The organism is Pseudomonas parafulva NBRC 16636 = DSM 17004 (assembly GCF_000730645.1).
Lineage (GTDB): Bacteria > Pseudomonadota > Gammaproteobacteria > Pseudomonadales > Pseudomonadaceae > Aquipseudomonas > Aquipseudomonas parafulva.
Map to the genome: position 1 here is coordinate 19,810 of NZ_BBIU01000006.1, position 22,109 is coordinate 41,918.

Annotated in this window: 16 protein-coding genes and 3 tRNA genes; 16 read left to right on the top strand and 3 right to left on the bottom strand. The window is 62.5% G+C overall.

The features are described 5' to 3' along the window. Positions 1–57 precede the first annotated feature (57 nt). The gene (locus tag PPA02S_RS22355; protein ID WP_050577083.1) at positions 58–3,150 is read right to left on the bottom strand and encodes a TagA domain-containing protein; all 3,093 of its coding nucleotides are present in this window, start codon (positions 3,148–3,150) and stop codon (positions 58–60) included. A 175-nt stretch (positions 3,151–3,325) separates the two neighbouring features. Between PPA02S_RS22355 and PPA02S_RS04490 the strand changes: the two genes are divergently transcribed. The 15 genes from PPA02S_RS04490 to PPA02S_RS04560 all read left to right on the top strand — a co-directional run bounded on the left by PPA02S_RS04490 (position 3,326) and on the right by PPA02S_RS04560 (position 17,461). Further along, on the top strand, positions 3,326–4,330 hold the full coding sequence (locus PPA02S_RS04490; protein WP_028632367.1) for an aspartate-semialdehyde dehydrogenase: 1,005 nt from the start codon (positions 3,326–3,328) through the stop codon (positions 4,328–4,330). A gap of 71 nt (positions 4,331–4,401) precedes the next feature. Beyond that, positions 4,402–6,951: a FimV/HubP family polar landmark protein gene (locus PPA02S_RS04495; RefSeq protein WP_028632368.1), complete on the top strand. Its 2,550-nt coding sequence runs from the start codon at positions 4,402–4,404 to the stop codon at positions 6,949–6,951. A gap of 121 nt (positions 6,952–7,072) precedes the next feature. Beyond that, entirely contained in the window at positions 7,073–7,927 is an 855-nt protein-coding gene (gene truA, locus PPA02S_RS04500; protein WP_028632369.1) for a tRNA pseudouridine(38-40) synthase TruA, read from the top strand. 59 nt (positions 7,928–7,986) lie between these two features. Beyond that, positions 7,987–8,607: a phosphoribosylanthranilate isomerase gene (locus PPA02S_RS04505; RefSeq protein ID WP_028632370.1), complete on the top strand. Its 621-nt coding sequence runs from the start codon at positions 7,987–7,989 to the stop codon at positions 8,605–8,607. A 218-nt stretch (positions 8,608–8,825) separates the two neighbouring features. Continuing rightward, entirely contained in the window at positions 8,826–9,719 is an 894-nt protein-coding gene (gene accD, locus PPA02S_RS04510) for an acetyl-CoA carboxylase, carboxyltransferase subunit beta (protein ID WP_028632371.1), read from the top strand. Further along, complete coding sequence (gene folC / locus PPA02S_RS04515) at positions 9,719–11,026, top strand: bifunctional tetrahydrofolate synthase/dihydrofolate synthase (RefSeq protein WP_028632372.1); 1,308 nt, start codon at positions 9,719–9,721, stop codon at positions 11,024–11,026. The genes accD and folC overlap by 1 nt, the downstream gene beginning before the upstream one ends. Beyond that, positions 11,010–11,672: an SPOR domain-containing protein gene (locus tag PPA02S_RS04520; protein ID WP_028632373.1), complete on the top strand. Its 663-nt coding sequence runs from the start codon at positions 11,010–11,012 to the stop codon at positions 11,670–11,672. Before folC ends, PPA02S_RS04520 begins: the two co-directional genes overlap by 17 nt. A gap of 152 nt (positions 11,673–11,824) precedes the next feature. Further along, complete coding sequence (locus PPA02S_RS04525) at positions 11,825–12,382, top strand: CvpA family protein (protein ID WP_028632374.1); 558 nt, start codon at positions 11,825–11,827, stop codon at positions 12,380–12,382. Positions 12,383–12,424: 42 nt separating this feature from the next. Next, positions 12,425–13,930 (top strand): amidophosphoribosyltransferase, encoded by a 1,506-nt coding sequence (gene purF, locus PPA02S_RS04530; RefSeq protein WP_028632375.1) that lies wholly within the window; start codon positions 12,425–12,427, stop codon positions 13,928–13,930. A 17-nt stretch (positions 13,931–13,947) separates the two neighbouring features. Then, a complete protein-coding gene (locus tag PPA02S_RS04535) occupies positions 13,948–15,159 on the top strand; it encodes an O-succinylhomoserine sulfhydrylase (protein WP_028632376.1) in 1,212 nt (403 codons plus the stop codon). Then, entirely contained in the window at positions 15,159–15,929 is a 771-nt protein-coding gene (locus PPA02S_RS04540; protein WP_028632377.1) for an SDR family oxidoreductase, read from the top strand. The genes PPA02S_RS04535 and PPA02S_RS04540 overlap by 1 nt, the downstream gene beginning before the upstream one ends. Before the next feature lie 115 nt (positions 15,930–16,044). Then, positions 16,045–16,120 (top strand) — tRNA-Val (locus PPA02S_RS04545). A gap of 66 nt (positions 16,121–16,186) precedes the next feature. Continuing rightward, a tRNA-Asp gene (locus PPA02S_RS04550) sits at positions 16,187–16,263 on the top strand. A gap of 100 nt (positions 16,264–16,363) precedes the next feature. Further along, positions 16,364–16,440: transfer RNA gene (locus tag PPA02S_RS04555), tRNA-Asp, on the top strand. Positions 16,441–16,636: 196 nt separating this feature from the next. Beyond that, complete coding sequence (locus tag PPA02S_RS04560; RefSeq protein WP_028632378.1) at positions 16,637–17,461, top strand: DUF2242 domain-containing protein; 825 nt, start codon at positions 16,637–16,639, stop codon at positions 17,459–17,461. Positions 17,462–17,725: 264 nt separating this feature from the next. Here the strand turns inward: PPA02S_RS04560 and PPA02S_RS04565 are convergent, their stop codons facing one another. Together PPA02S_RS04565 and PPA02S_RS04570 are read right to left on the bottom strand one after the other, a co-directional pair. Beyond that, complete coding sequence (locus tag PPA02S_RS04565; protein ID WP_028632379.1) at positions 17,726–18,766, bottom strand: AraC family transcriptional regulator; 1,041 nt, start codon at positions 18,764–18,766, stop codon at positions 17,726–17,728. A gap of 4 nt (positions 18,767–18,770) precedes the next feature. Further along, the gene (locus tag PPA02S_RS04570; RefSeq protein WP_028632380.1) at positions 18,771–19,889 is read right to left on the bottom strand and encodes a nitrilase-related carbon-nitrogen hydrolase; all 1,119 of its coding nucleotides are present in this window, start codon (positions 19,887–19,889) and stop codon (positions 18,771–18,773) included. A 183-nt stretch (positions 19,890–20,072) separates the two neighbouring features. On the opposite strand from PPA02S_RS04570, the gene PPA02S_RS04575 reads away from it, so the two are divergent. Then, a complete protein-coding gene (locus tag PPA02S_RS04575; protein WP_028632381.1) occupies positions 20,073–22,109 on the top strand; it encodes an NADPH-dependent 2,4-dienoyl-CoA reductase in 2,037 nt (678 codons plus the stop codon).

Below are 22,109 nucleotides of genomic sequence, written 5' to 3' on the forward strand. Positions count from 1 at the left end.
AAATCGCCCCGCCTGGTTCTCCCAGGCGGGGCGTTTTTCATTAAGCGCACATTGCGGTCAGTTTGGGAGGAGCGTGTACGAAAAGTCAGGCTCAGCGTCTTCACCGCGCTGTTGCAACGAGAGGGTGCCGGATGGGTCGGGGGTCAGGTAGAGGCCATTGTTTTCCTGTTGGATGGCCATTTGGGGGACCAAAGGTTTCGGGCTGTGCTTTACCCGCCAGAACAGTTTTTTGGTCTGCAAATCGCTGCAGGCCTGTAACGATAAGCGGTCGTTGAGGCACAGCCCGTCCGAGTTCATCAATAGTACGGTGGACATCATGAACGGAAATGGTGTGCTGGACGTACTGACCATATACCAGATTTTCGATGGCCCGCCTTGGTTGCTTGGGACCATGGCAGCCTTGTCGCCAACCGTGGCCATGCACTGGTTTTGCTGGCACAGGGTAAACCTGGGAAGCGGAACTTTTCTCAGTTTCTGATCCTTTTGCAAGGCTGCGAGTGTGGCCCTGTCACTGGCGGCGGACGGCGTAATAAAACGCCCGGTCAGAGGTTCCTGCAGGTAGATTTCTGACGGGCCGTGTTCAAGGTCTTCTCGCGTCCGCCACAGTGTGTCGTTCGCGGGAAATCTGCATTCATCTGGGCGCAATGCGACATTGATGCATAGACCGGTAATCGACACGGGTTCAAAACTGTCGAACTGTCGAGGGTAAGCATTCTTCTTGGGCAGTCGCCACACAGCCTGCGCGTCGCATGCCGTGTATTTGATGCCGTCAGCCGTGGCTGCCAGGCAGGCGCTCTTTTCATCGGAATACAGCCAAGTAGGTGGCCAAGCCTGGGGTATCTGCTCCCCATGTTCGGCACCCATGGCGATGACCCCCGGTAGTGTGTTGCGCTCCAGCGCTCGCTCCTGCACGGTAATGTCGTCCACCTTGAGCACCGCCTTGACCGGTTCGCGCCCAGAGCTGACATTGAATACAGCGGTCCTGAGCGAATCCTTGCGCATCGGCGCATGGTACAGCGGGTGCGATTCGGTCTTGTTGTCGCTGTAGTGAATGTCGATCCGATAGTTGTGGGGCGCTTGGTCTTCACCCGGCTGCAAGTGGTCGAGCGCGTTGCCATTACTGTCGGCCATCAGTTCCACGCCGTCCGCGCCTGTGGGGGTGATGAACAGCCCACGTTGGCCCTCCTGCAGTTTTACCGCTTGCGGGCTCCCTGTCAGGTCTTGTCGGCCGCGCCAGCGCACTTGAGTATCCGAGACCTCACAGGTGCGAAACGTGAGGGAGTAGTCCAGGCACTGGCCGGTGCTATTACGGATTACCAGCACAGGGGCAAGCTTGGTTTCGTCAGCATTTGCGGGTGCGACACGTTCTACCTGAAGCGCACTGCTGCCATCGGCGCAACCCTGCAGCACAAGGCGGGTGCCCTGAGCCGCCAGGCAGCGACCGCCGTAAGTCACCAGCCTATGGGCGGTGCTGTCGATAGCGTTGGTGCTGGCGCTCAATGTGGTGGTCGTGGCAGGGCTGAAGACATTGCCGAAGTTGCTGATGATGGCTGGATAGATCTGGTTGATGCCGTCCTGGTTGTGGTCGGGGCTCGAGAAGGTCGTGACAAGCGTATGTACCGGTACGCCGGTTTCGATAGGTTCAGGCTCGGCGCCATGGGTTGTCAGCAGCGCGGGCTGGGCGCTAGGGGCAATGCCGTTGTCCAGGCTGGCTTCTTTCCGTGCAGCCAACGTGGAGGTTGTAGCCGTAATGGCCGCGTTGGCTGCCTGCGCCGGGCGGTGGTCGTCGCGCACCCCTGCATACTCAAGGTTATCGGGGAGGGTGCCGAAACGCCGCTGGACCACCAGGGTCTGCTGGTGCGTATAAGGGGCGATGTAGCGTTTCCAGCTTGATCGTCTCGAGCCTTGGCCAAGGGTCTCGAACTCATCGATCAATGGCGCGGATGCCGTGCTAGGGTGCCAGGGCGCGGCCGCAAGCGAGCCCAATACATGCCCGAAATAATGTTTGCCCAAGTAGTCCACGGGCAGGCTGTAACGTTGTGGATCCGGGTGGGTGTTGGGCAGGAAGATGTTGTCGTAAGCGCGATAAGCCCAGTCTTCATAACGACCGGGGGTGTCATGCGGCAGCCCTAGGCCATGACCCGTTTCGTGCCAGTAACCATCTGGGATGGCTGGGTAGTTGCAACTGTTGCCACCGCAACTTGCAGCTATGCCCGGGGGAAGCACCGGCATGCCATCCGGCGCATCGAGCAGTTGCCCGGTAATTGCTACCGGGAACCCCGGTTTTTTGTCGCCCAGGTTCGATGCCGCCCGCCAGTAATTACCCATGCCTACTTTGGAAGGCAGCGTTTTGTCGCCAAATTCAGCCCATTGCATACCGTTGCTCTGGTTGTATACGTGGGGCTTGCCGTCGGGGCCGATGGCAATGATGTTGGGCCAATAGGCCATGCCGGTACCCAGGTACAGCCGCTGGGTGGGCAGTTCCGAGAGCATTTCGCGAGCGGCGATACGGGCAGTGAGCGGCTGCAGTTCGCCGTCGAACTGGTCGAGTGTGGTTTTGCAGTTGGACCGGTCTTTGAAGATACAGCCTTTGATATTCATCAAGGCTAGCCCATTGCTTTCTGGCGTCATGAACACAAACTTTGAGGCCGGCAATGTGCCGTTCATGTCGGCCCGGCCAGCTTGCTGAAAGCTGAGTGTTGTCTCGGGCCTGAAGAGATTCCAGGGGATCTGGTAGGAAAATGTCCCGCTTCGATACGGCGGATAGCTACCTTCGATAATGTTCCCGGAAAATGTGTTCTCCTGATCATAGGTAGCTGCCGCGGGTAGTGCCTCTGGGCGGCTCATCAACACGGTGCTTCGCTTGCCATCCGCCTCGATAACCAGTTCAACATCGGTCATTGAGGCGTGTGGCCTGAACATGACCAGCGCGCTTTTATCCGGGACCAACAGTGGGTCGAAAATGCGGCGGGTGGCCGCTACTACATGGGTCTGTGCGAAATCCACTTCCCCCGCCAGGGGGCCCTGTAAATCGTTGCGCAGCGTGGGTGCCGGCTGCAGGTTATCCTGTGCCGCAGCCGGCCAGGCAAGCAGGCTTGCCCCTGCAATCGTGAGGCAGCGCGCAAGCCTTGATATCGAGCAAGCAATCATTGGGGGTATCCCTGACGTTAGCCATTGTTGATGACCACGTTAAGGTGCAGGCATAAAGGGGGGTACTGGCATAATTATCAGGTGCCAGGCTTTGCAGGGGGGTGAATTAAGGTTTGGGTATGCTGCGCCACTGATTCGCAGTAAAGTGCCGCCCCTTTACCCGTGAGGACCAAACATGAGCCAACCCCTGGATATCGCCGTTGTGGGCGCCACCGGCAGCGTCGGTGAAACGCTTGTACAGGTCCTCGAAGAGCTGGACTTCCCGGTACGCACCCTGCACCTGCTGGCCAGCATGGAGTCGGCAGGTAGCAGCGTGATGTTCGCCGGCAGGAAGCTCAAGGTGCGTGAAGTCGACAGCTTCGATTTCGCCCAGGTCAAACTGGCGTTCTTCGCGGCGGGTGCCACGGTCAGCCAGGCATTTGCCCGCAAGGCGGTGCAAGCGGGCTGCACGGTAATCGACTTGTCTGGCGCGCTGGTCGGCGCGCTGCCAGTTGTGCCAGAGGCCAATGCCGAGCAGTTGGCGGGGGGCAGCACCCCGGCACTCATCACCAGCCCTTGTTCGGCGGCGGTCGCCGTTGCGACCACGCTAGCGCCGCTTCGGCACCTGCTGGACATCGAGCGCGTCCAGGTGGTGGCGTCGCTGGCGGTGTCTGCCCAAGGGCGCGAAGCGGTCAGCGAACTGGCGCGGCAAACAGCCGAGTTGCTGAACGCTCGCCCTCTGGAGCCACGGTTCTTCGACAGGCAGGTGGCGTTCAACCTGCTGCCTCAGGTTGGTACCCCAGATGACCAGGGCCATACCGCCGTTGAGCGCCGCCTGGTGCAGGAGCTGCGGGCTGTGCTGGGCCTTCCCGACCTGAAACTCTCGGTTACCTGTATTCAAGTACCGGTGTTTTTCGGCGATAGCTTCAATGTGGCAGTGCAGAGCCGTGGTGCGGTCGATCTTGACGCGGTCAACCAGGCGTTGAACGAGGCGCATAGCGTCGAACTGGTGGAGCGTGATGATTATCCGACCCCGGTTGGGGACGCAGTGGGCCAGGACGTGGTCTATGTTGGACGTGTACGCCAGGGTATTGATGATGCGCAGCAACTCAACCTGTGGTTGACCACCGACAATGTGCGCAAGGGCGCCGCGCTCAACGCGGTGCAAATAGCGCAATTGTTGATTAAAGACAGGCTGTAAAAGATACTGGCGAGCACGTCTGTTCAGCTTCGCCTGCACGTTTCGGGACGATCCATACAAGGGAAGAGTTCATGCTTCGAATTCGCAAACTGGTTCTGGCCATGGCTGCAGCATCGGCGCTGTCGTCTGGCATGGCGAATGCCTTGGGCCTGGGGGAACTGACCCTCAAGTCGGCGCAGAACCAGCCGCTCGATGCCGAGATCGAACTGCTCGATGTACGCGACCTCACCGCTGCCGAAGTGGCGCCCAGTCTGGCGCCCGCCGAGGATTTCACCAAGGCTGGCGTGCCTTTTGCCAGTGGGCTGCAAGATCTCACCTTTACCCCGGTGATCAACCCAAACGGCAGAAGCGTGCTGCGGGTGACGTCCAGCCAGCCCATGCCCGGCCCTGTGGTGAAGTTTCTGGTGCAGGTGATGTGGCCCCAAGGCCGTCTGCTGCGCGATTACAGCGTGATGCTCGACCAGGCCAAGGCCCAGGGTGGGCAGGCGGCGCCCGGCAATGTAGCGCCCGCGGTCACTGCGGCCGGCAGTTACACTACCCAGCGCCGCGATACCCTCTGGCAGATTGCCGCGCGCAACGCACAGGGCGGCTCCATTCAGCAGACCATGATCGCGATCCAGGTGCTTAACCCGGATGCGTTCATCGGCAACAATATCAACCAGCTCAAGGTGGGGCAGGTGCTGCGCCTGCCGGACTCGCAGCAGGTTCAGAGCATTCCCCAGGGCGAGGCCAACCGCGAGGTTGCCGAACAATATGCAGCCTGGCGTGAGGGGCGCCGGCTGGGTCCCCGTGCCCGCCAGCTGGACGCGACCCGCCGTGGTACCGCCGGCGCCGCGCCTGCGGCGATTGCCCAAGGCGACAATCTGCGCCTGGTCAGCCCGGGCAACCAGGCCGGCGCGAGTCAGGCCAAGGCGTTGAACGACAAACTGGCCGTGGCGCAGGAGAGCCTGGACACGAGCCGTCGTGACAACGAAGAGCTGCACAGCCGCATGACGGACCTGCAAAGCCAGCTGGACAAACTTCAGCGTCTTATCGAATTGAAGAACGACCAGTTGGCCAGGCTTGAGGCTCAAGGGGCAGCCACCCCTGCGGCCGATGCTGCCACGCCGGCCCAGCCCGCGGTGGACGCTGCCGCACCCGTGCAGCCTGTCGCCGACGCCGCGAGTACCGCTGCTGTAACCCAGCCACCTGTTGCAGTACAGCCGGTGATCGAGCCGGCCCCTGCCGCAGCCGATACGGCGCCCCCGGCCGCTCAGGCTGACGCGCCAGCTGCTCCCGATGCATTGGAGCAGATCCTCGGTAACCGTTGGCTGCTATGGTTGATCGCCGGCTCGACGCTGCTGGTGTTGGCGCTTCTGTTGTGGCTGCTGGCACGTCGGCGCAAGGCGCAGCAGGAGGCCGAAAAACACCTGCGCATGGCGCGGGCGCTGGAGGAAGAGCAGATTGCGGGCTTTGACCCCGATGTTGGCAGCCTTGAAGGTGTCGAGGTTTCACCGCCAACCGTGACCCTGTCCCCGGCTGTGGTGGCTGCCTCCGCAGCGGCTGCCACCGCGGCGGAAAAACCGGCGGCACCGGAGCCGGTGGCCGATTCATACGCCGCTGTACTGGTGCAGGTCGAACAGTGCCTGGCAGAAGGCCGCCTCAACCGCGCGGCCGAGCTGCTGGAGCCTGCCATTGCCGCCGCCCCTGGGCGTGACGACCTGCGCCTTAAGCTGATGGAAGTGTATGCCCGCCAGGGTGACCAGAACGCATTCGTGGAGCAGGAGCATAAGCTGCCGGCCAATACCACCAATACGGCAGAGGTGGCCAGGCTCAAAGAGCGCTACCCGGCGATGATCGCACTGGCCGCCGCTGGCCTGGGGGCCGCCGCATTGGCCGCCAAGATGGACGAGCAATATGTTCAGGGGCTTCTGGATGAGCAGCCGGCACCGACAGAAGCGCCTGTAGCCCAACCACAGGCTCCCGACGAAGTACCCACCCTCGAGGCGTCGGACCCCGAGGCTTTGGACAGCAGTTTCGACTTGAGCCTGGACGAGCAGCAGGCCGGCGCAGACGATGACTTCGAAGCGATGCTGGCCCAGGCCAAGGCTGAGGTTGCTGCGCAACCCGCGGCGGACCTGTCCGATTTCGATCTGGATATCGATGCACCTGGCGCGCCAGCCGGCCCAGGCGATACGCCGGTCGACGTGGCAGCCGAGTTGGAGGCATTCGACAGCGCGCCAGAGTTCGACCCGGTGTCCGAGTTCGACCTGCCTTCGGACTTCGACCTGTCATTGTCACTGCAGGACGACGACTCGCCCGCGGCGAACAGCTTCGCGTCGGAACTCGATGACGTCAACGCGGAGCTGGACAAGCTGTCGCAAAGCCTGGAGTCGCCCTCGCTGGAGCCCCATTTCACCGCTGAGGATGCTGCGGCCAATCCAGAGCCCGAGCCCGTGGATGACCTGGACTTCGACTTCTTCTCGGGGGCCGACGAGGTGGCGACCAAGCTTGACCTGGCTCGCGCCTACATCGACATGGGTGATCACCAGGGCGCGCGCGACATCCTTGATGAGGTGGTAAAGGATGGTGACCAGCGCCAGCGTGAAGAGGCCGAAGACATGCTGTCGCGCCTGGTTTGACAGCGCGCCGAGTTGGCCGGGGCAGCACCGCCCGGCCGGTTTTACCCGTAACGGCAGCCCTCCCAGGCTGCCGTTGTCGTTATAATCGCCGCTATTTAGTCTTTCTACAGGTTTCAGTTTCTTGGACATCATCGACACCGCTGCCGCAGAATCGGCGGCCGAAGGCTACGCCCGTATTGCCCTTGGCGTGGAATACAAAGGTGCCCGCTATCGCGGGTGGCAGCGTCAGGCCAGTGGCGTGCCAAGTGTCCAGCAAGCGCTTGAAAAAGCCTTGTCGAAAGTCGCCAACGAACCGATTTCGGTTGTATGCGCCGGCCGTACCGATGCGGGGGTACACGGCTGTGGTCAAGTGGTGCACTTCGACACCCGTGCGGTGCGTGACGAGCGTGCCTGGACCATGGGTACCAATTTCAACTTGCCCCACGACATCAGTGTGGTCTGGTCCAGGCCCATGCCGGCCGATTTCCATGCCCGGTTCAAGGCCTGCGCCCGGCGTTATCGCTACGTGATCTACAACGACCCCATCCGCCCGGCGCACTTGGCCGAGGAGGTCACCTGGAACCACCGGCCACTGGATGTGCAGCGCATGGCCGAAGCCGCGCAGAGCTTGCTGGGCACGCACGACTTCAGCGCGTTCCGTGCCAGCCAGTGCCAGGCCAAGTCGCCGATCAAGCACATCTATCACCTGCGCGTTACCCGTCACGGGCAGATGATCGTGTTGGACGTGCGCGCTACGGCGTTTTTGCACCACATGGTGCGCAATATCGCGGGTGTGCTCATGGCCATTGGCGCCGGGGAGCGCCCGGTGGAGTGGGCGCGTGAGGTGCTGGAGGGGTGTGACCGCCGCCATGGTGGCGTCACAGCCCACCCGTTCGGGCTCTACCTCGTGCAGGTGGAGTACCCCGATGAGTTCGCCCTGCCGCAGCGTTATATCGGCCCACACTTTCTCACAGGCTATGAGGCATTGGCAGACTGACGCACGCTAGGGCATTTGCTAACATTCGGCCTTTCACCGTGTTAACAGGGTCGCTGTCCATGAGCATCGTTCGCAGCAAGATCTGCGGTATCACCCGCATCGAAGACGCGCTGGCGGCGGCAGAAGCCGGCGCCGATGCCATCGGCTTCGTGTTCTATGCCAAGAGCCCGCGCGCTGTAGACGTACGCCAGGCGCGGGCGATCATCGCCGAGCTGCCGCCGTTTGTGACCACGGTTGGGCTGTTCGTCAATGCATCGCGCTGCGAGCTGAGCGAGATCCTCGAAGTGGTACCGTTGGACCTGCTACAGTTCCACGGCGACGAAAGCCCGCAGGACTGTGCTGGCCACAATCGTCCATGGATCAAGGCATTGCGGGTGCGCCCGGGCGACGATCTGCAGGTGGCCTGCCAGCATTATGCTGCTGCCCAGGGCATCTTGCTGGACACCTATGTGCCAGGTATTCCGGGTGGCACGGGCGAGGCGTTCGACTGGTCCCTGGTGCCTGCCGGGCTCAACAAGCCGATCATCCTGGCAGGTGGGCTGTCCCCGGAAAACGTGGGGCAGGCCATTGCTCAGGTGCGCCCCTACGCCGTCGACGTCAGTGGCGGGGTAGAGCAGGCCAAGGGTATCAAGGACGCGGCAAAGATCGAGGCGTTCGTGCGCGCGGTGAAACAGGCTTGAGCGGATGTGACGGCTGGCCGCGCGCCATCGTCCATAGCTATCGCGGCCCTGCGGGGCGGTCGCCCGATAGCGGGCGGTCAATCGACTTTTCAACGGGGCAGTGCCGTGGGTAATACCCGACGGCCGCTGCCCCAGCGTTTCAAACAAGCATTTGAGTTCAAAGGGCAGGGCAGGCCGGCCACGCTGGCCCCCACCCGCCGATACTGGAGAAAGAAAGCATGAGCAACTGGTTAGTCGACAAACTGATCCCTTCGATCATGCGTTCCGAGGTGAAGAAGAGCTCGGTGCCTGAAGGCCTGTGGCACAAGTGCCCAGCCTGTGAGGCCGTGCTGTATCGTCCGGAGCTGGAAAAAACCCTCGACGTCTGCCCCAAGTGCAACCACCACATGCGCATTGGCGCCCGTGCACGCATTGATATTTTCCTCGATGCCGAAGGCCGCGCCGAATTGGGCGCCGATCTGGAGCCGGTTGACCGCCTTAAATTCCGTGACGGCAAGAAGTACAAGGACCGCCTGACCGGGGCCCAGAAGCAGACCGGTGAGAAAGACGCACTGATCTCCATGAGCGGCACCCTGATGGGCATGCCGATCGTGGTCAGCGCCTTCGAATTCTCGTTCATGGGCGGTTCCATGGGTGCTGTGGTGGGCGAGCGTTTCGTGCGGGCAGCCAACTATGCCCTGGAGCACCGCTGCCCGATGGTCTGCTTCTCGGCATCGGGCGGTGCCCGCATGCAGGAGGCACTTATCTCGCTGATGCAGATGGCCAAGACCTCGGCGGTACTGGCCCGTCTTCGCGAAGAAGGCATCCCGTTCATCTCGGTGCTCACCGACCCGGTGTATGGCGGTGTGTCGGCCAGCTTGGCGATGCTGGGCGATGTCATTGTTGGCGAGCCAAAAGCGCTGATCGGCTTCGCCGGCCCTCGTGTGATCGAGCAGACCGTGCGCGAGAAACTGCCAGAAGGCTTCCAGCGCAGCGAGTTCCTGCTGGAGCATGGTGCAATCGACTTGATCATCTCCCGCGGCGACCTGCGCCCACGCCTCGCCCGTCTGCTGGCGCAGATGACCGGCCAGGCCACCCCTGAACAAGCGCTTGAGGCGGCTGCTGTCGCGTGATGACACAACGATCCCTGGGCGAGTGGCTCGCCTATCTCGAGCAGTTGCACCCGTCGGCCATCGACATGGGCCTGGAACGCTCGCAAGCGGTATTTGCCCGCTTGGCGCTGGGCAAGCTGGCACCGCGGGTGGTAACGGTAACCGGCACCAACGGCAAGGGGTCAACCTGCGCCTTTGTCGCATCGTTGCTGCGTACCCAGGGGCTGAAGGTAGGGGTATACAGTTCGCCGCACCTGCTCCGTTACAACGAGCGGGTCGTCATCGACGCCCAGGAAGCCAGCGACGCGCAGTTGTGTGAAGCGTTCGCGGCTGTGGAAGCAGCGCGGGGCGACACCTCCCTGACTTACTTTGAAATGGGCACCCTGGCCGCGTTCTGGTTGTTCCGCCAGTCGCAGCTGGATGCCGTAGTGCTCGAAGTTGGCCTGGGTGGGCGCCTGGATACGGTCAACGTGGTGGATGCAGACCTTGCGCTGGTGACCAGTATCGGCGTTGACCATGTTGATTACCTGGGGGATACCCGCGAGTTGGTGGCCTTTGAAAAGGCCGGCATCTTCCGTGCTGCCAAGCCGGCCGTGTGTGGTGATCTCGATCCCCCACAGCCGTTGTTGGACAAGGCCGCCGAGTTGGGCGCGCCGCTGCTGCTGCGCGGTCGGGACTTCGACCTGGGCGTCGCAGAGGATGGCTGGCGCTGGCGCGGCACCACTGCTGAGGGTACCCAGGTAGCATTGGATGGCTTACCGCTGCTCGACTTGCCCATGGAGAACGCGGCGCTTGCCTTGCAGGCCTACCTGCTGACAGGCCTGCCTTGGGATGGCGCGGTGATCCGCCAGGCGCTGCTCGCTACACGCATCACCGGGCGGCTGGACCGTCGCACAGTCAGTTGGCAGGGTAGGCAGGTGGAGTTGCTGCTGGATGTCGGGCATAACCCGCATGCCGCCCAGTACCTGGCCCGTCGCCTGGCAGCCCGGCCCCTGGCCGGTCGCCGCCTGGCGGTGTTCGGGCTGCTTGCCGACAAGGACCTGGAGGGCGTTGTGGCGCCTCTGCACGGGCTGGTAGACGACTGGGCGGTTGCCCCGCTCGCTACCCCGCGTAGCAGGCCAGCTGCAGCGTTGGCTGCGGCACTGACGAACCTCGGCGCAGCCGTGCAGTCCTATGCCAGTGTCGACGCTGCCCTTGAGGGGCAGTGCGCGAAGGCCCAGGCAGGTGATCAGGTACTGCTGTTCGGTTCGTTTTTCTGTGTTGCCCAGGCGTTGGAATGGCTGGAGCGACGCGCCCAGGAGGGTGGAATAGATGGCAGTGCTGGATAAAGGAATGAAGCAGCGCATGATCGGTGCGCTGGTGCTGGTGGCGCTGGCAGTGATTTTTTTACCGATGCTGTTTTCCCGCGAAGATGAGTTGCGCCAGGTGCATGTGGAGGCTCCACAGGCGCCGGCCATGCCTTCGCAGCCAGAGGTTAAGGTAGACCCTGTATCGGTGCCTGAGCCCCAGCCCGTCCCGGACGAAACGCAGCAGCCACCCGTGGTCGTCGATGAGTCCACGGCGCCTGCCAGTGCGCCGCGCCAGCCCATCACGCCTTCTGTGCAGGCACCGGCGCAAGCTCCAGTGCCTGCCACTGCAAAGCCTGAGCCCAAGGCGCCCGCTTCGGCAGCGCCAGCCGCCACGGCTTCCAAGCCAGTGCCAGGGGCTGCGCCCTCCAAGATCGACGTGAACGGGTTGCCGGTCAGTTGGTCCATCCAGTTGGCGAGCCTGTCCAACCGCGCAGGGGCGGAGAAGCTTCAGCAGACCTTGCGCAGCCAGGGATACAACGCCTATATCCGCGCAGCGGGTGGGCTGAACCGTGTGTTCGTTGGCCCGTTGATCGAGCGTGCCGAGGCCGAGCGTACTCGCGACGCCATAAACCGTCAGAACAGCCTCAAGGGCATTGTGGTGCGGTTCCAGCCTGAGCGTGGTTGATTTGCTTCAAGCTGTGCGGGTCGGGCCGCTTTGCGGCCCATCGCGTGCTGCGCTCCCTCCTGCCGTGGTGGGCGGAATCGTCCGACATTCCGCTTAACCCCAGCCCGCCGCTCTGGTAAAATGCGCCGCCTCAAACGTCTGCAGGCAGCGCCGTGGCATTTACCCTGGTTGATTGGGCGATCATTGCGATCATCGCCGTCTCCACACTGATCAGTCTCAAGCGCGGCTTTGTCAAGGAAGCCCTGTCCCTGCTCATATGGATCGTTGCCGGTGCGGTCGCCTGGATGTTCGGCGGATCGCTGGCGGTGTATCTTGAAAGCTATATCCAGACGCCGTCGATGCGCGTCATTGCCGGCTGCGGCATACTTTTCGTGGCTACCCTGCTGGTCGGGGCAATGCTCAATTTCCTGGTCGGCGAGCTGATTCGTGTCACCGGGCTGTCGGGTACGGACCGTTTTCTGGGCATGGCTTTTGGCGCTGCCCGTGGGGCTTTGCTGGTAGTGGTGGCCATCGGGCTGCTGAGCCTGGGGCCAGTGCAACAAGACACCTGGTGGCAGGAGTCACGCCTGATACCACAGTTTTTGCTGGTCGCTGACTGGTCGAAAAACCTGATTCTAGGTTTCACCAGCCAGTGGATGTCCAGTGCCGGGGTCAGCACACCCGCTGACCTTCCGTTCAAGGAACAGTTGCTCGGGCCAGCCAGGCCTTGAGGGCTTTTCACTCAAGTTTCGTCAAAGTAGGGGTTGCGTCGCATGTGTGGCATCGTCGGTATCGTCGGTAAGTCGAACGTCAATCAGGCGCTGTATGACGCGCTTACGGTCCTCCAGCACCGCGGCCAGGACGCTGCCGGTATCGTGACCAGCCATGACGGCCGGTTGTTCCTGCGCAAGGATAATGGCCTGGTGCGCGATGTGTTCCAGCAGCGCCACATGCAGCGTCTGGTGGGCACCATCGGCATCGGCCACGTGCGCTACCCCACTGCGGGCAGCTCGACTTCGGCCGAAGCCCAGCCGTTCTACGTCAACTCGCCGTACGGCATCACCCTGGCCCACAACGGCAACCTCACCAACGTCGAGCAGTTGGCGAAGGAGATCTACGAGTCGGACCTGCGCCACGTCAACACCAATTCCGATTCGGAAGTGCTGCTCAACGTGTTCGCCCATGAGCTCGCAGTGCGTGGCAAGCTGCAGCCTACCGAAGAAGACGTGTTCGCGGCCGTGTCCCATGTGCACAGCCGCTGCGTGGGCGGTTATGCCGTGGTGGCGATGATCACCGGTTACGGCATCGTCGGCTTCCGCGACCCCAACGGCATTCGCCCGGTGGTGTTCGGCCAGCGTCACACCGACGAAGGCGTCGAGTACATGATCGCCTCCGAAAGCGTGGCCCTGGACGTGCTTGGCTTTACCCTCATTCGCGACCTGGCACCGGGTGAAGCGGTTTACATCACCGAAGATGGCCGCCTGTACACCAAGCAGTGCGCCGAGGCGCCAAAGCTGCAGCCTTGCATCTTCGAGCACGTGTACCTGGCCCGCCCGGATTCCATCATGGACGGTGTATCGGTGTACAAGGCGCGCCTGCGCATGGGTGAAAAACTCGCGGAAAAAATCCAGCGCGAGCGCCCTGAACATGACATCGACGTGGTCATCCCGATCCCTGACACCAGCCGTACTGCCGCCCTGGAACTGGCCAAGCACCTGGGCGTGAAGTTCCGTGAAGGCTTCGTCAAGAACCGTTACATCGGCCGTACCTTCATCATGCCCGGCCAGGCGGCCCGCAAGAAATCGGTTCGCCAGAAGCTCAATGCCATCGAGCTGGAATTCCGCGGCAAGAACGTCATGCTGGTCGATGACTCGATCGTACGTGGTACCACCTGCAAGCAGATCATCCAGATGGCGCGCGAAGCCGGGGCCAAGAATGTGTACTTCTGCTCTGCAGCGCCTGCTGTTCGCTACCCCAACGTCTACGGCATCGACATGCCGAGCGCTCACGAACTGATCGCCCACAACCGTACCACCGAGCAGGTGGCCGAGTTGATCGGTGCCGATTGGCTGATCTATCAGGACCTGCCGGACCTGATCGATTCGGTCGGTGGCGGCAAGATCAAGATCGAGCATTTCGATTGCGCGGTATTCAACGGTGAGTACGTCACCGGCGATATCGACGAAGCCTACCTTGACCGCATCGAGCAGGCCCGTAACGACCTGGCCAAGGTCAAGACCCAGGCTGTCAGCGCAATCATCGACCTCTATAACAACTGATTTCAGGGAGCGATGGCATGACCGATCAATGGGATGCCGGGCGACTGGACAGCGATCTGGAGGGTGTCGGTTTTGACACCCTGGCGGTGCGCGCCGGTCAAAACCGTTCACCGGAGGCTGAGCACAGCGAAGCGCTGTTCCTCACCTCCAGCTATGTGTTCCGCACGGCGGCCGACGCTGCCGCCCGGTTCGCTGGCGAGACACCGGGCAATGTCTACTCGCGCTATACCAACCCGTCGGTGCGTGCCTTCGAGGAACGGCTAGCGGCCATGGAGGGCGCCGAGCAGGCCGTGGCAACCTCTACCGGCATGGCCTCTATCCTGGCCGTGGTGATGTCGCTGTGCAGTGCCGGTGACCACGTGCTGGTGTCGCAAAGCGTATTCGGCTCCACCATCAGCCTGTTCGAGAAGTACTTCAAACGCTTCGGCTTGCAGGTGGACTACGTACCATTGGTGGATCTTTCCGGTTGGGACGCGGCCATCAAGGCCAATACCAAGCTGTTGATCGTTGAATCGCCTTCAAACCCCTTGGCTGAACTGGTCGACATCGCTGCCCTCAGCGAGATCGCCCACGCCAAAGGCGCCATGCTGGTGGTGGACAACTGCTTCAGCACACCGGCATTGCAGCAGCCATTGAAGCTAGGTGCCGACATCGTGTTCCATTCGGCCACCAAGTTTATTGATGGCCAGGGCCGTTGCATGGGCGGGGCGGTGGCCGGCCGTGCCGAGCAGATGAAGGAAGTGGTGGGTTTCCTGCGCACTGCAGGCCCGACACTGAGCCCGTTCAACGCCTGGATCTTCACCAAGGGGTTGGAGACCTTGCGCCTGCGCATGCGCGCGCACTGTGAAAGCGCTCAGGCATTGGCCGAGTGGCTGGAACAGCAGGACGGCATCGAGAAGGTGCACTACGCTGGCCTCCCGAGCCACCCGCAACACGAACTGGCCAAACGCCAGATGAGCGGTTTCGGTGCGGTGGTCAGCTTCGAGGTCAAGGGTGGCAAGGAAGGCGCCTGGCGCTTCATCGATGCCACCCGGATGGTGTCCATCACCACCAACCTGGGCGATAGCAAAACCACCATCGCGCACCCGGCTACCACCTCCCACGGGCGTTTGACGCCGCAGGAACGTGAGGCGGCGGGCATCCGCGACAGCCTGATCCGGGTTGCGGTGGGCCTGGAAGACGTGGCCGACCTGCAGGCTGACCTGGCGCGTGGGCTGGCGGTGTTGTAATGGAAATCAGCGGTGCTCCCCCCGGCCATAATGGCCGTGTTGCCCTGGTTACCGGTGCCGCTCGCGGCATCGGCCTGGGTATTGCCGCCTGGTTGATCTGCGAAGGTTGGCAGGTGGTGCTCAGCGACGTGGACCGGCCACGGGGCGCCAAGGTGGCCAAGGCACTTGGGGACAACGCCTGGTTCATCACAATGGATGTGGCAGACGAGGCACAGGTGAGCGCCGGCGTGTCCCAGGTCCTGGGGCAGTTTGGCCGTCTGGATGCGCTGGTGTGCAACGCGGCTATTGCCAACCCGCACAACCAGACCCTGGAAAGCCTGAGCCTTGCCCAATGGAACCGGGTACTGGCGGTGAACCTGAGCGGCGCCATGCTGTTGGCCAAGCACTGTGCCCCGTACCTGCGCGCGCACAATGGGGCAATCGTCAACCTGGCGTCGACCAGGGCCAGGCAGTCCGAGCCTGACACCGAGGCTTACGCCGCAAGCAAAGGCGGCCTGGTTGCGCTTACCCATGCTCTGGCTATCAGCCTGGGCCCGGAAATACGCGTCAATGCGGTAAGCCCCGGCTGGATTGACGCCCGCGATCCCTCCCAGCGCCGTGCCGAGCCACTGACCGAGGCAGACCACGCCCAACACCCGTCCGGCAAGGTAGGGGCGGTCGAGGATGTGGCCGCGCTGGTGGCCTGGCTGCTGTCACGCCAGGCGGCGTTCGTCACCGGGCAGGAGTTCGTGGTTGACGGCGGCATGACCCGCAAGATGATTTACGCCTAGTGGGGTTGGCAGCTTTCATTCTTGAGAAAAAAACCAATGGGGCTATTGACTTAGCTTCATCACCTGCGTAAATTTCGCGGCCTCAGCGAAGCAAACGCAACAGGCAACATCGCGAGGGTGATTAGCTCAGCCGGGAGAGCATCTGCCTTACAAGCAGAGGGTCGGCGGTTCGATCCCGTCATCACCCACCACTTCCTGAGAAGTTCCTGACGCTTCAGGTTTCGCAAGAGGCCTAACGCCAGAGAGGAACGCACTGCGCAGCGGTAGTTCAGTCGGTTAGAATACCGGCCTGTCACGCCGGGGGTCGCGGGTTCGAGTCCCGTCCGCTGCGCCATTTTCCAGTACCAGATGGGTGCTTTGCACCGGTCTGAAGCCACAAGGCCAAGCGCCTTGGGCTGATCCCAGTTTCAATCGGGCGCAAGCCTGAACGATACGCAGCGGTAGTTCAGTCGGTTAGAATACCGGCCTGTCACGCCGGGGGTCGCGGGTTCGAGTCCCGTCCGCTGCGCCATCTTCGCCCAGAGGCCCCATGAACGCCTCTAAGCAACGTGAAAGCGACCTTTGGGTCGCTTTTTTCGTTTATGGGGCTGGCTGCAGGCTTTATGCACCTTTACCGAAACCTGACCAAGTCTTCACCCTTCAGCGGTTCCAGTGCCTGCCCGCTGTGTTGCACAATAGGCACCCTGTCGAGATACCCGGAATCCGCAATGACCAGATCTTCCGTCTTTGCTGCGCTCGGGCTGGCCGTTGTGCTGGCCGGTGTGGCCGGTTGCACGTCGAAAAAGGCTGCTGTGTACGAGCATGAGAACTTTGACGACTCGGGCACGTTCTCGCGCAGCTTTCCGGTAGGCGATGCCAGCTCGTGCGAGGCGGCGCGAAGGGCGCTGCTGAGCCAGGGCTATATCATCACCAGCAGTGGCGCGAACCAGGTGGTGGGCAACAAGAGCTTTCAGCAGAACAGCGATAACCACCTGCAGATCAGCTTCAACGTCACCTGTGCCCCGGATGCCAGTGACGACCAGCACTCCACCATGTTCGCCAACGCCCTGCAGGATCGGTATGCCCTGAAAAAGTCCAATACCTCCGCAAGCCTGGGTGTTGGGGTATTGGGTTCTGTGTCGATGCCGATCGGGTCCAGTGACGATTCGATGGTGAAGGTGGCAAGCGAGACGGTCACGGCTGCGCAGTTCTATGACCGCTATTTTGCCCTGGTAGAAAGCTACCTGCCCAAACCCAAACCCAAGCCCGCCAAGGTCAGCAAGGCCAAAGCGGAGGAAGCGCCGGTGAAGGCTGAAAAACCAGCGGTTGTTCTGGGCCTGCCTGAGCAGCCTGCGGCGCCCGCCGCTGCGCCAGCGTCATTGCAGGAGGCAGCGCCTGCTGCGCCGGCGAGCGAGCCGGTAAACCCGCCGGCAGCGGTGCCTGCGGCGGATGATACCCAAGGGTCGCAGCCGGTGGCTCCGCCGGCTGAAACCACGCCCATCGAGGTGCAGCCTGCGGTCGAGCCAGTCGAGGCGACAACGCCAGCCCAGTGATGCTGGCTAGTTGTGGCTCAGCACGGCAGTCCGCGCACATGCCCGGTTACAGACGGCCTGCGATAAGTTTTTGAACACCTGCTACGTTTATCTCTCAAACGCTTGTCATCATTTCTTCATCCCACCTGCTTAGGTTGAAGACGGCACCGACACAGACATCATGAGAACAGGACGCAGAGCTATGGACGACTATCAGGAAGAACTTCTCGAATTCCAGGCGTATGAACTGGACACCTCGGAACCGGCAGACGACGCCACCGAGCTTTAGACGACTCGCCGCTGATTGCGGCGAAACTCCCCCGGTGTGAGCTGCGTCCAGCGCTTGAATGCGCGCTGGAAGGCTTCGGCGGATGCGAACCCCAACAGATAGGCAATCTCCCCGAAGGCCAATTCTGTATCGCGTATGTAGGTTTCTGCCAGGTCGCGTCGGGTCTCATTCAGCAAGTCCCTGAAACGTGTCCCTTCTTCGGCCAGCCTGCGGCGCAGCGTCCAAGTGGGCAGTTGCAGCGCAACGGCCACCTCATCCAGCTCCGGTTCACGGCCCCCACTGAGCAGCGGCCCGAGCAGGTGGGTAATACGCTCGCCCAGGCTGCGCACGCGTGTCAGTTGCAGCAGTTGGGCTTCACACAACTGCTGCAAATGCTGCCAGGTGCTCGGGCAGTGCCCAGGGTTGGGTAGGCGCAAGGTTTGCTGGCCAAGCCTTAGCTGGTTGTATGCAGCGCCGAATTGCACCGGGGTGCTGGACAACACCTGGTACTGGCCGGCGTAGGCGGGTGCGGTAAACTCGATTTCCAACCGCTCCGCCTGCACAGGCTTGCCGGCCAGGTCAGCCAGTTGAGCCAGCCAACCCGCAAGCAGAGAGTCCACCACGAAGCGGTTGTAGGCGTTGTAGGGGCTAATGGAATAGAAACGCAGCCATGCTCCGCTGGCGTCTTCATGAAAACTCGAGTGCCCACGGTAATTGGCGGCATACAGGGGTTCGAAGCGCAGCAGCGTGCGTGCCGCCTCACCCAGCGTTGGGGCTTGAGCCGCAGTCACCCCAGCCAGCCCTGCCTGGGCCAGCCGGCTGCGCAAACCCATGTGCAGCCCCAGTGCGGGCTCCTGGCACAGTTCTATGGCCGCGTGACCCAGGTGCATGTACCGCGGGATCGACAGGCGAGCACCGGCTTCGGCCAGGCGGGCTGGCCCCAGGCCATAGCGGCGCAGGAGTGGTTCGGGGTCATGGCCCAGCGCCCTGACGGCTTCGGCCAACGGCTGCACGAACCCTACCGACAGGTCGCCAAGCCTCACGCGAGGGCGGGCCATACACCTACAGCCATAGGTTGAGCAGGCGGGCGCCGGCACTGGGAGCGCCGGTGAACAATTGCCCAGACTGGCGTGCAAAACCCTGGCCATCCGTCCCTTGCTCCCAGAACTGACCTCGCATGAACACGCTCATGCTGCCGAGCATCGGCCCCGTAGTGTCGGTGAGGCGATGCCAGGCCACTTGCTCGCTGACCTCCCCGCGCCTGAGCGGCAGGTGTGTCGCCGCCGGTTGATGACGGTTGCCCCGCCAGGGTGATTGCCAGCTGCCCTTGCCCGGCAGGTACACCGGGTTCACCACCAGCTCCACAGCCTGGCTGGCCAATTGTTGGTGGGTTTGCGGGTACCAGCTGTCGCTGCCCAGCAGCACCCCCAGCCGGCCGGCCGGGGTTTGTACAACGTGCAGGGGCTGTTGCCGACCGTTGTGGATGTAGCGGCGGCTCTCGCTGTCTGGATACTGCTGGCGCTGAGGCTCGCCCAGCAGGGAGCCATCGCTTGCGAACACGACGCTGTTGTTGAACAGCGGGCCGCGCCCGGCATGCAGAGCGCCCTGTTTGACATAGGGCGCTGGCAGTACGATGGACCCGGCTACCAGGGTGACACCGAACTCCCTGGCCAGGCCGCCGAACAGCTGCTGGTAATCCGTTGCCATTTGCTCTGCTTTCATGCGCAGGTGCGCATCGGCGCGCCGGTCATCGCCTTCGGCGGCAAGCATGGCCAGGCCGTAGCGCAGCGGGTTGCTCAGTTCCAGCCATTGCAGGGCCTCACGGCTTTGCGTCACCTGGTACAGCTCGTTCTTCTCGCCCCGTGCCCATAACCAGGTGCCAATGTGCTCGGGCAGCACCACCACCGTTCTGGCATTCACCAACCCCAGTGCGCGTGCCTGCTCCAGATAGGCGGCAAGTTTGCGGTGCAGACGTTGCAGGTTCTGGTAATCACCTGGATAAAGCAGTGGTTCAACGCCAAGCAGGTTGCCACGGTCGCCGGGCACGCCTTGGTCGACCGCCAGTTCAATGCGCAGGTCAGAGAGGTAATGGCCCTCCGGGCGTTGTTGCGTCCAGAAACCGTACCCGCACAGGGCGGCAACCATCACCAGCGCCAGGGCGCTTGCCAGAATTTTTCGCATGAAGCTGTAAGGTGCCTTCAGAGCAGGGGAGGCTTAGATTAGCCCTGCTGTACGTCAGGATCAATAACTTGTCAGTTTCAGTCATTGAGCCTGTTCAAACGGCTGTTTAATGTCGGGGGCATACAACAGCGGTGCCGCCAAAGGCGAAGTACCCGCATACCGTGATCACCTGGGAATCGAACCATGGCAACCGACCTTTACCCGCACTTGCTGGCCCCGCTGGACCTGGGCTTCACCACGCTGCCCAACCGTGCATTGATGGGTTCCATGCACACTGGCCTGGAGGAACGCCCGGGTGGCTTCGAGCGTATGGCTGCCTACTTCGCAGAGCGTGCCCGGGGCGGTGTCGGCTTGATGGTGACCGGCGGTATAGCGCCCAACGATGAGGGCGGGGTTTACGCCGGTGCCGCCAAGCTGAGCACCGAGGAAGAGGCCGACAATCATCGTATCGTGACCGAGGCGGTGCATGCTGCAGGCGGCAAGATCTGCCTGCAGATTCTGCATGCCGGGCGCTATGCCTACAGCCCGCGGCAGGTGGCACCCAGCGCGATCCAGGCGCCGATCAACCCGTTCAAACCCCAAGCACTGGACGAGGCAGGTATCGAGAAGCAGATCGCTGACTTCGTCAATTGCGCGGTCCTGGCCCAGCGTGCCGGGTATGACGGCGTAGAGGTGATGGGGTCGGAGGGCTACTTCATCAACCAGTTCCTGGCCGCCCACACCAATCACCGCACCGACCGCTGGGGTGGCAGCTACGAAAACCGCATGCGCCTGGCGGTGGAAATCGTCACCCGGGTAAGGGCGGCGGTGGGCCCGAACTTTATCATCATCTTCCGCCTGTCCATGCTCGACCTGGTCGAAGGCGGCAGTAGCTGGGAAGAAATCGAGCAACTGGCCAAGGCCATCGAGCGGGCTGGCGCCACGTTGATCAACACCGGTATTGGCTGGCACGAGGCGCGCATTCCGACGATTGCCACCAAGGCCCCACGCGCTGCATTCACCAAGGTTACCGCCAAACTGCGGGGGGCGGTCGGCATCCCGTTGATTACCACCAACCGCATCAATACACCGGAAGTGGCCGAAAGGGTGCTGGCCGAGGGTGACGCAGACATGGTGTCCATGGCGCGGCCATTCCTGGCGGACCCGGCATTCGTCAACAAGGCAGCCGCGGGCCGTGCGGACGAAATCAACACCTGTATCGGCTGCAACCAGGCGTGCCTGGACCACACGTTTGGCGGCAAGCTGACCAGCTGCCTGGTCAACCCACGTGCCTGTCACGAAACCGAACTCAACTACCTGCCGGTGCAAACGGCCAAACGTATTGCCGTGGTGGGCGCAGGCCCGGCCGGCCTGGCAGCGGCCACCGTCGCCGCCGAGCGGGGGCATGCAGTGACGCTGTACGACGCCGCCCGTGAAATAGGCGGGCAATTCAACGTGGCCAAGCGGGTGCCCGGCAAGGAGGAGTTCTACGAAACGCTGCGGTACTTCGGCAACAAGGTGCGTAGTACAGGCGTTGACCTGCAGTTGAACACCCGCGTTGATGTATCGACGCTGCTGGCGGGCGGCTACGACGAAATCATCCTGGCCACGGGGATTGCGCCCCGTACGCCAGCCATCCCGGGTATCGAACACCCGATGGTGCTCAGTTACCTGGACGTGCTGCTGGAGCGCAAGCCGGTGGGCAGGGCTGTCGCGGTCATCGGTGCGGGGGGCATCGGCTTCGACGTATCCGAGTACCTGGTGCACCAAGGTGTGGCCAGCAGTCAGGACCGGGAGGCCTTCTGGAAGGAATGGGGCATCGACACGCACCTGCAGGCGCGAGGCGGCGTGGCAGGCATCAAGCCCGAGCCTCACGCCCCGGCGCGCCAGGTCTATCTGTTGCAGCGCAAGAAGACCAAGGTAGGCGACGGCCTGGGCAAGACCACCGGCTGGATCCACCGTGCCGGGTTGAAGAACAAGCACGTACAGATGTTGAACAGTGTCGAGTACCTGGCCATCGACGACGCTGGCCTGCACGTGCGGGTAGCAGACGGCGAACCCCAGGTGCTTGCGGTGGACAATATCGTGATCTGCGCCGGGCAGGAGCCACTGCGTGAACTGCAGGCGGGGCTGCTGGCAGCAGGGCAGTCGGTGCACCTGATTGGCGGCGCCGACGTGGCGGCAGAGCTGGATGCCAAGCGGGCGATCGACCAAGGGTCCAGGTTGGCGGCGCGGCTTTGA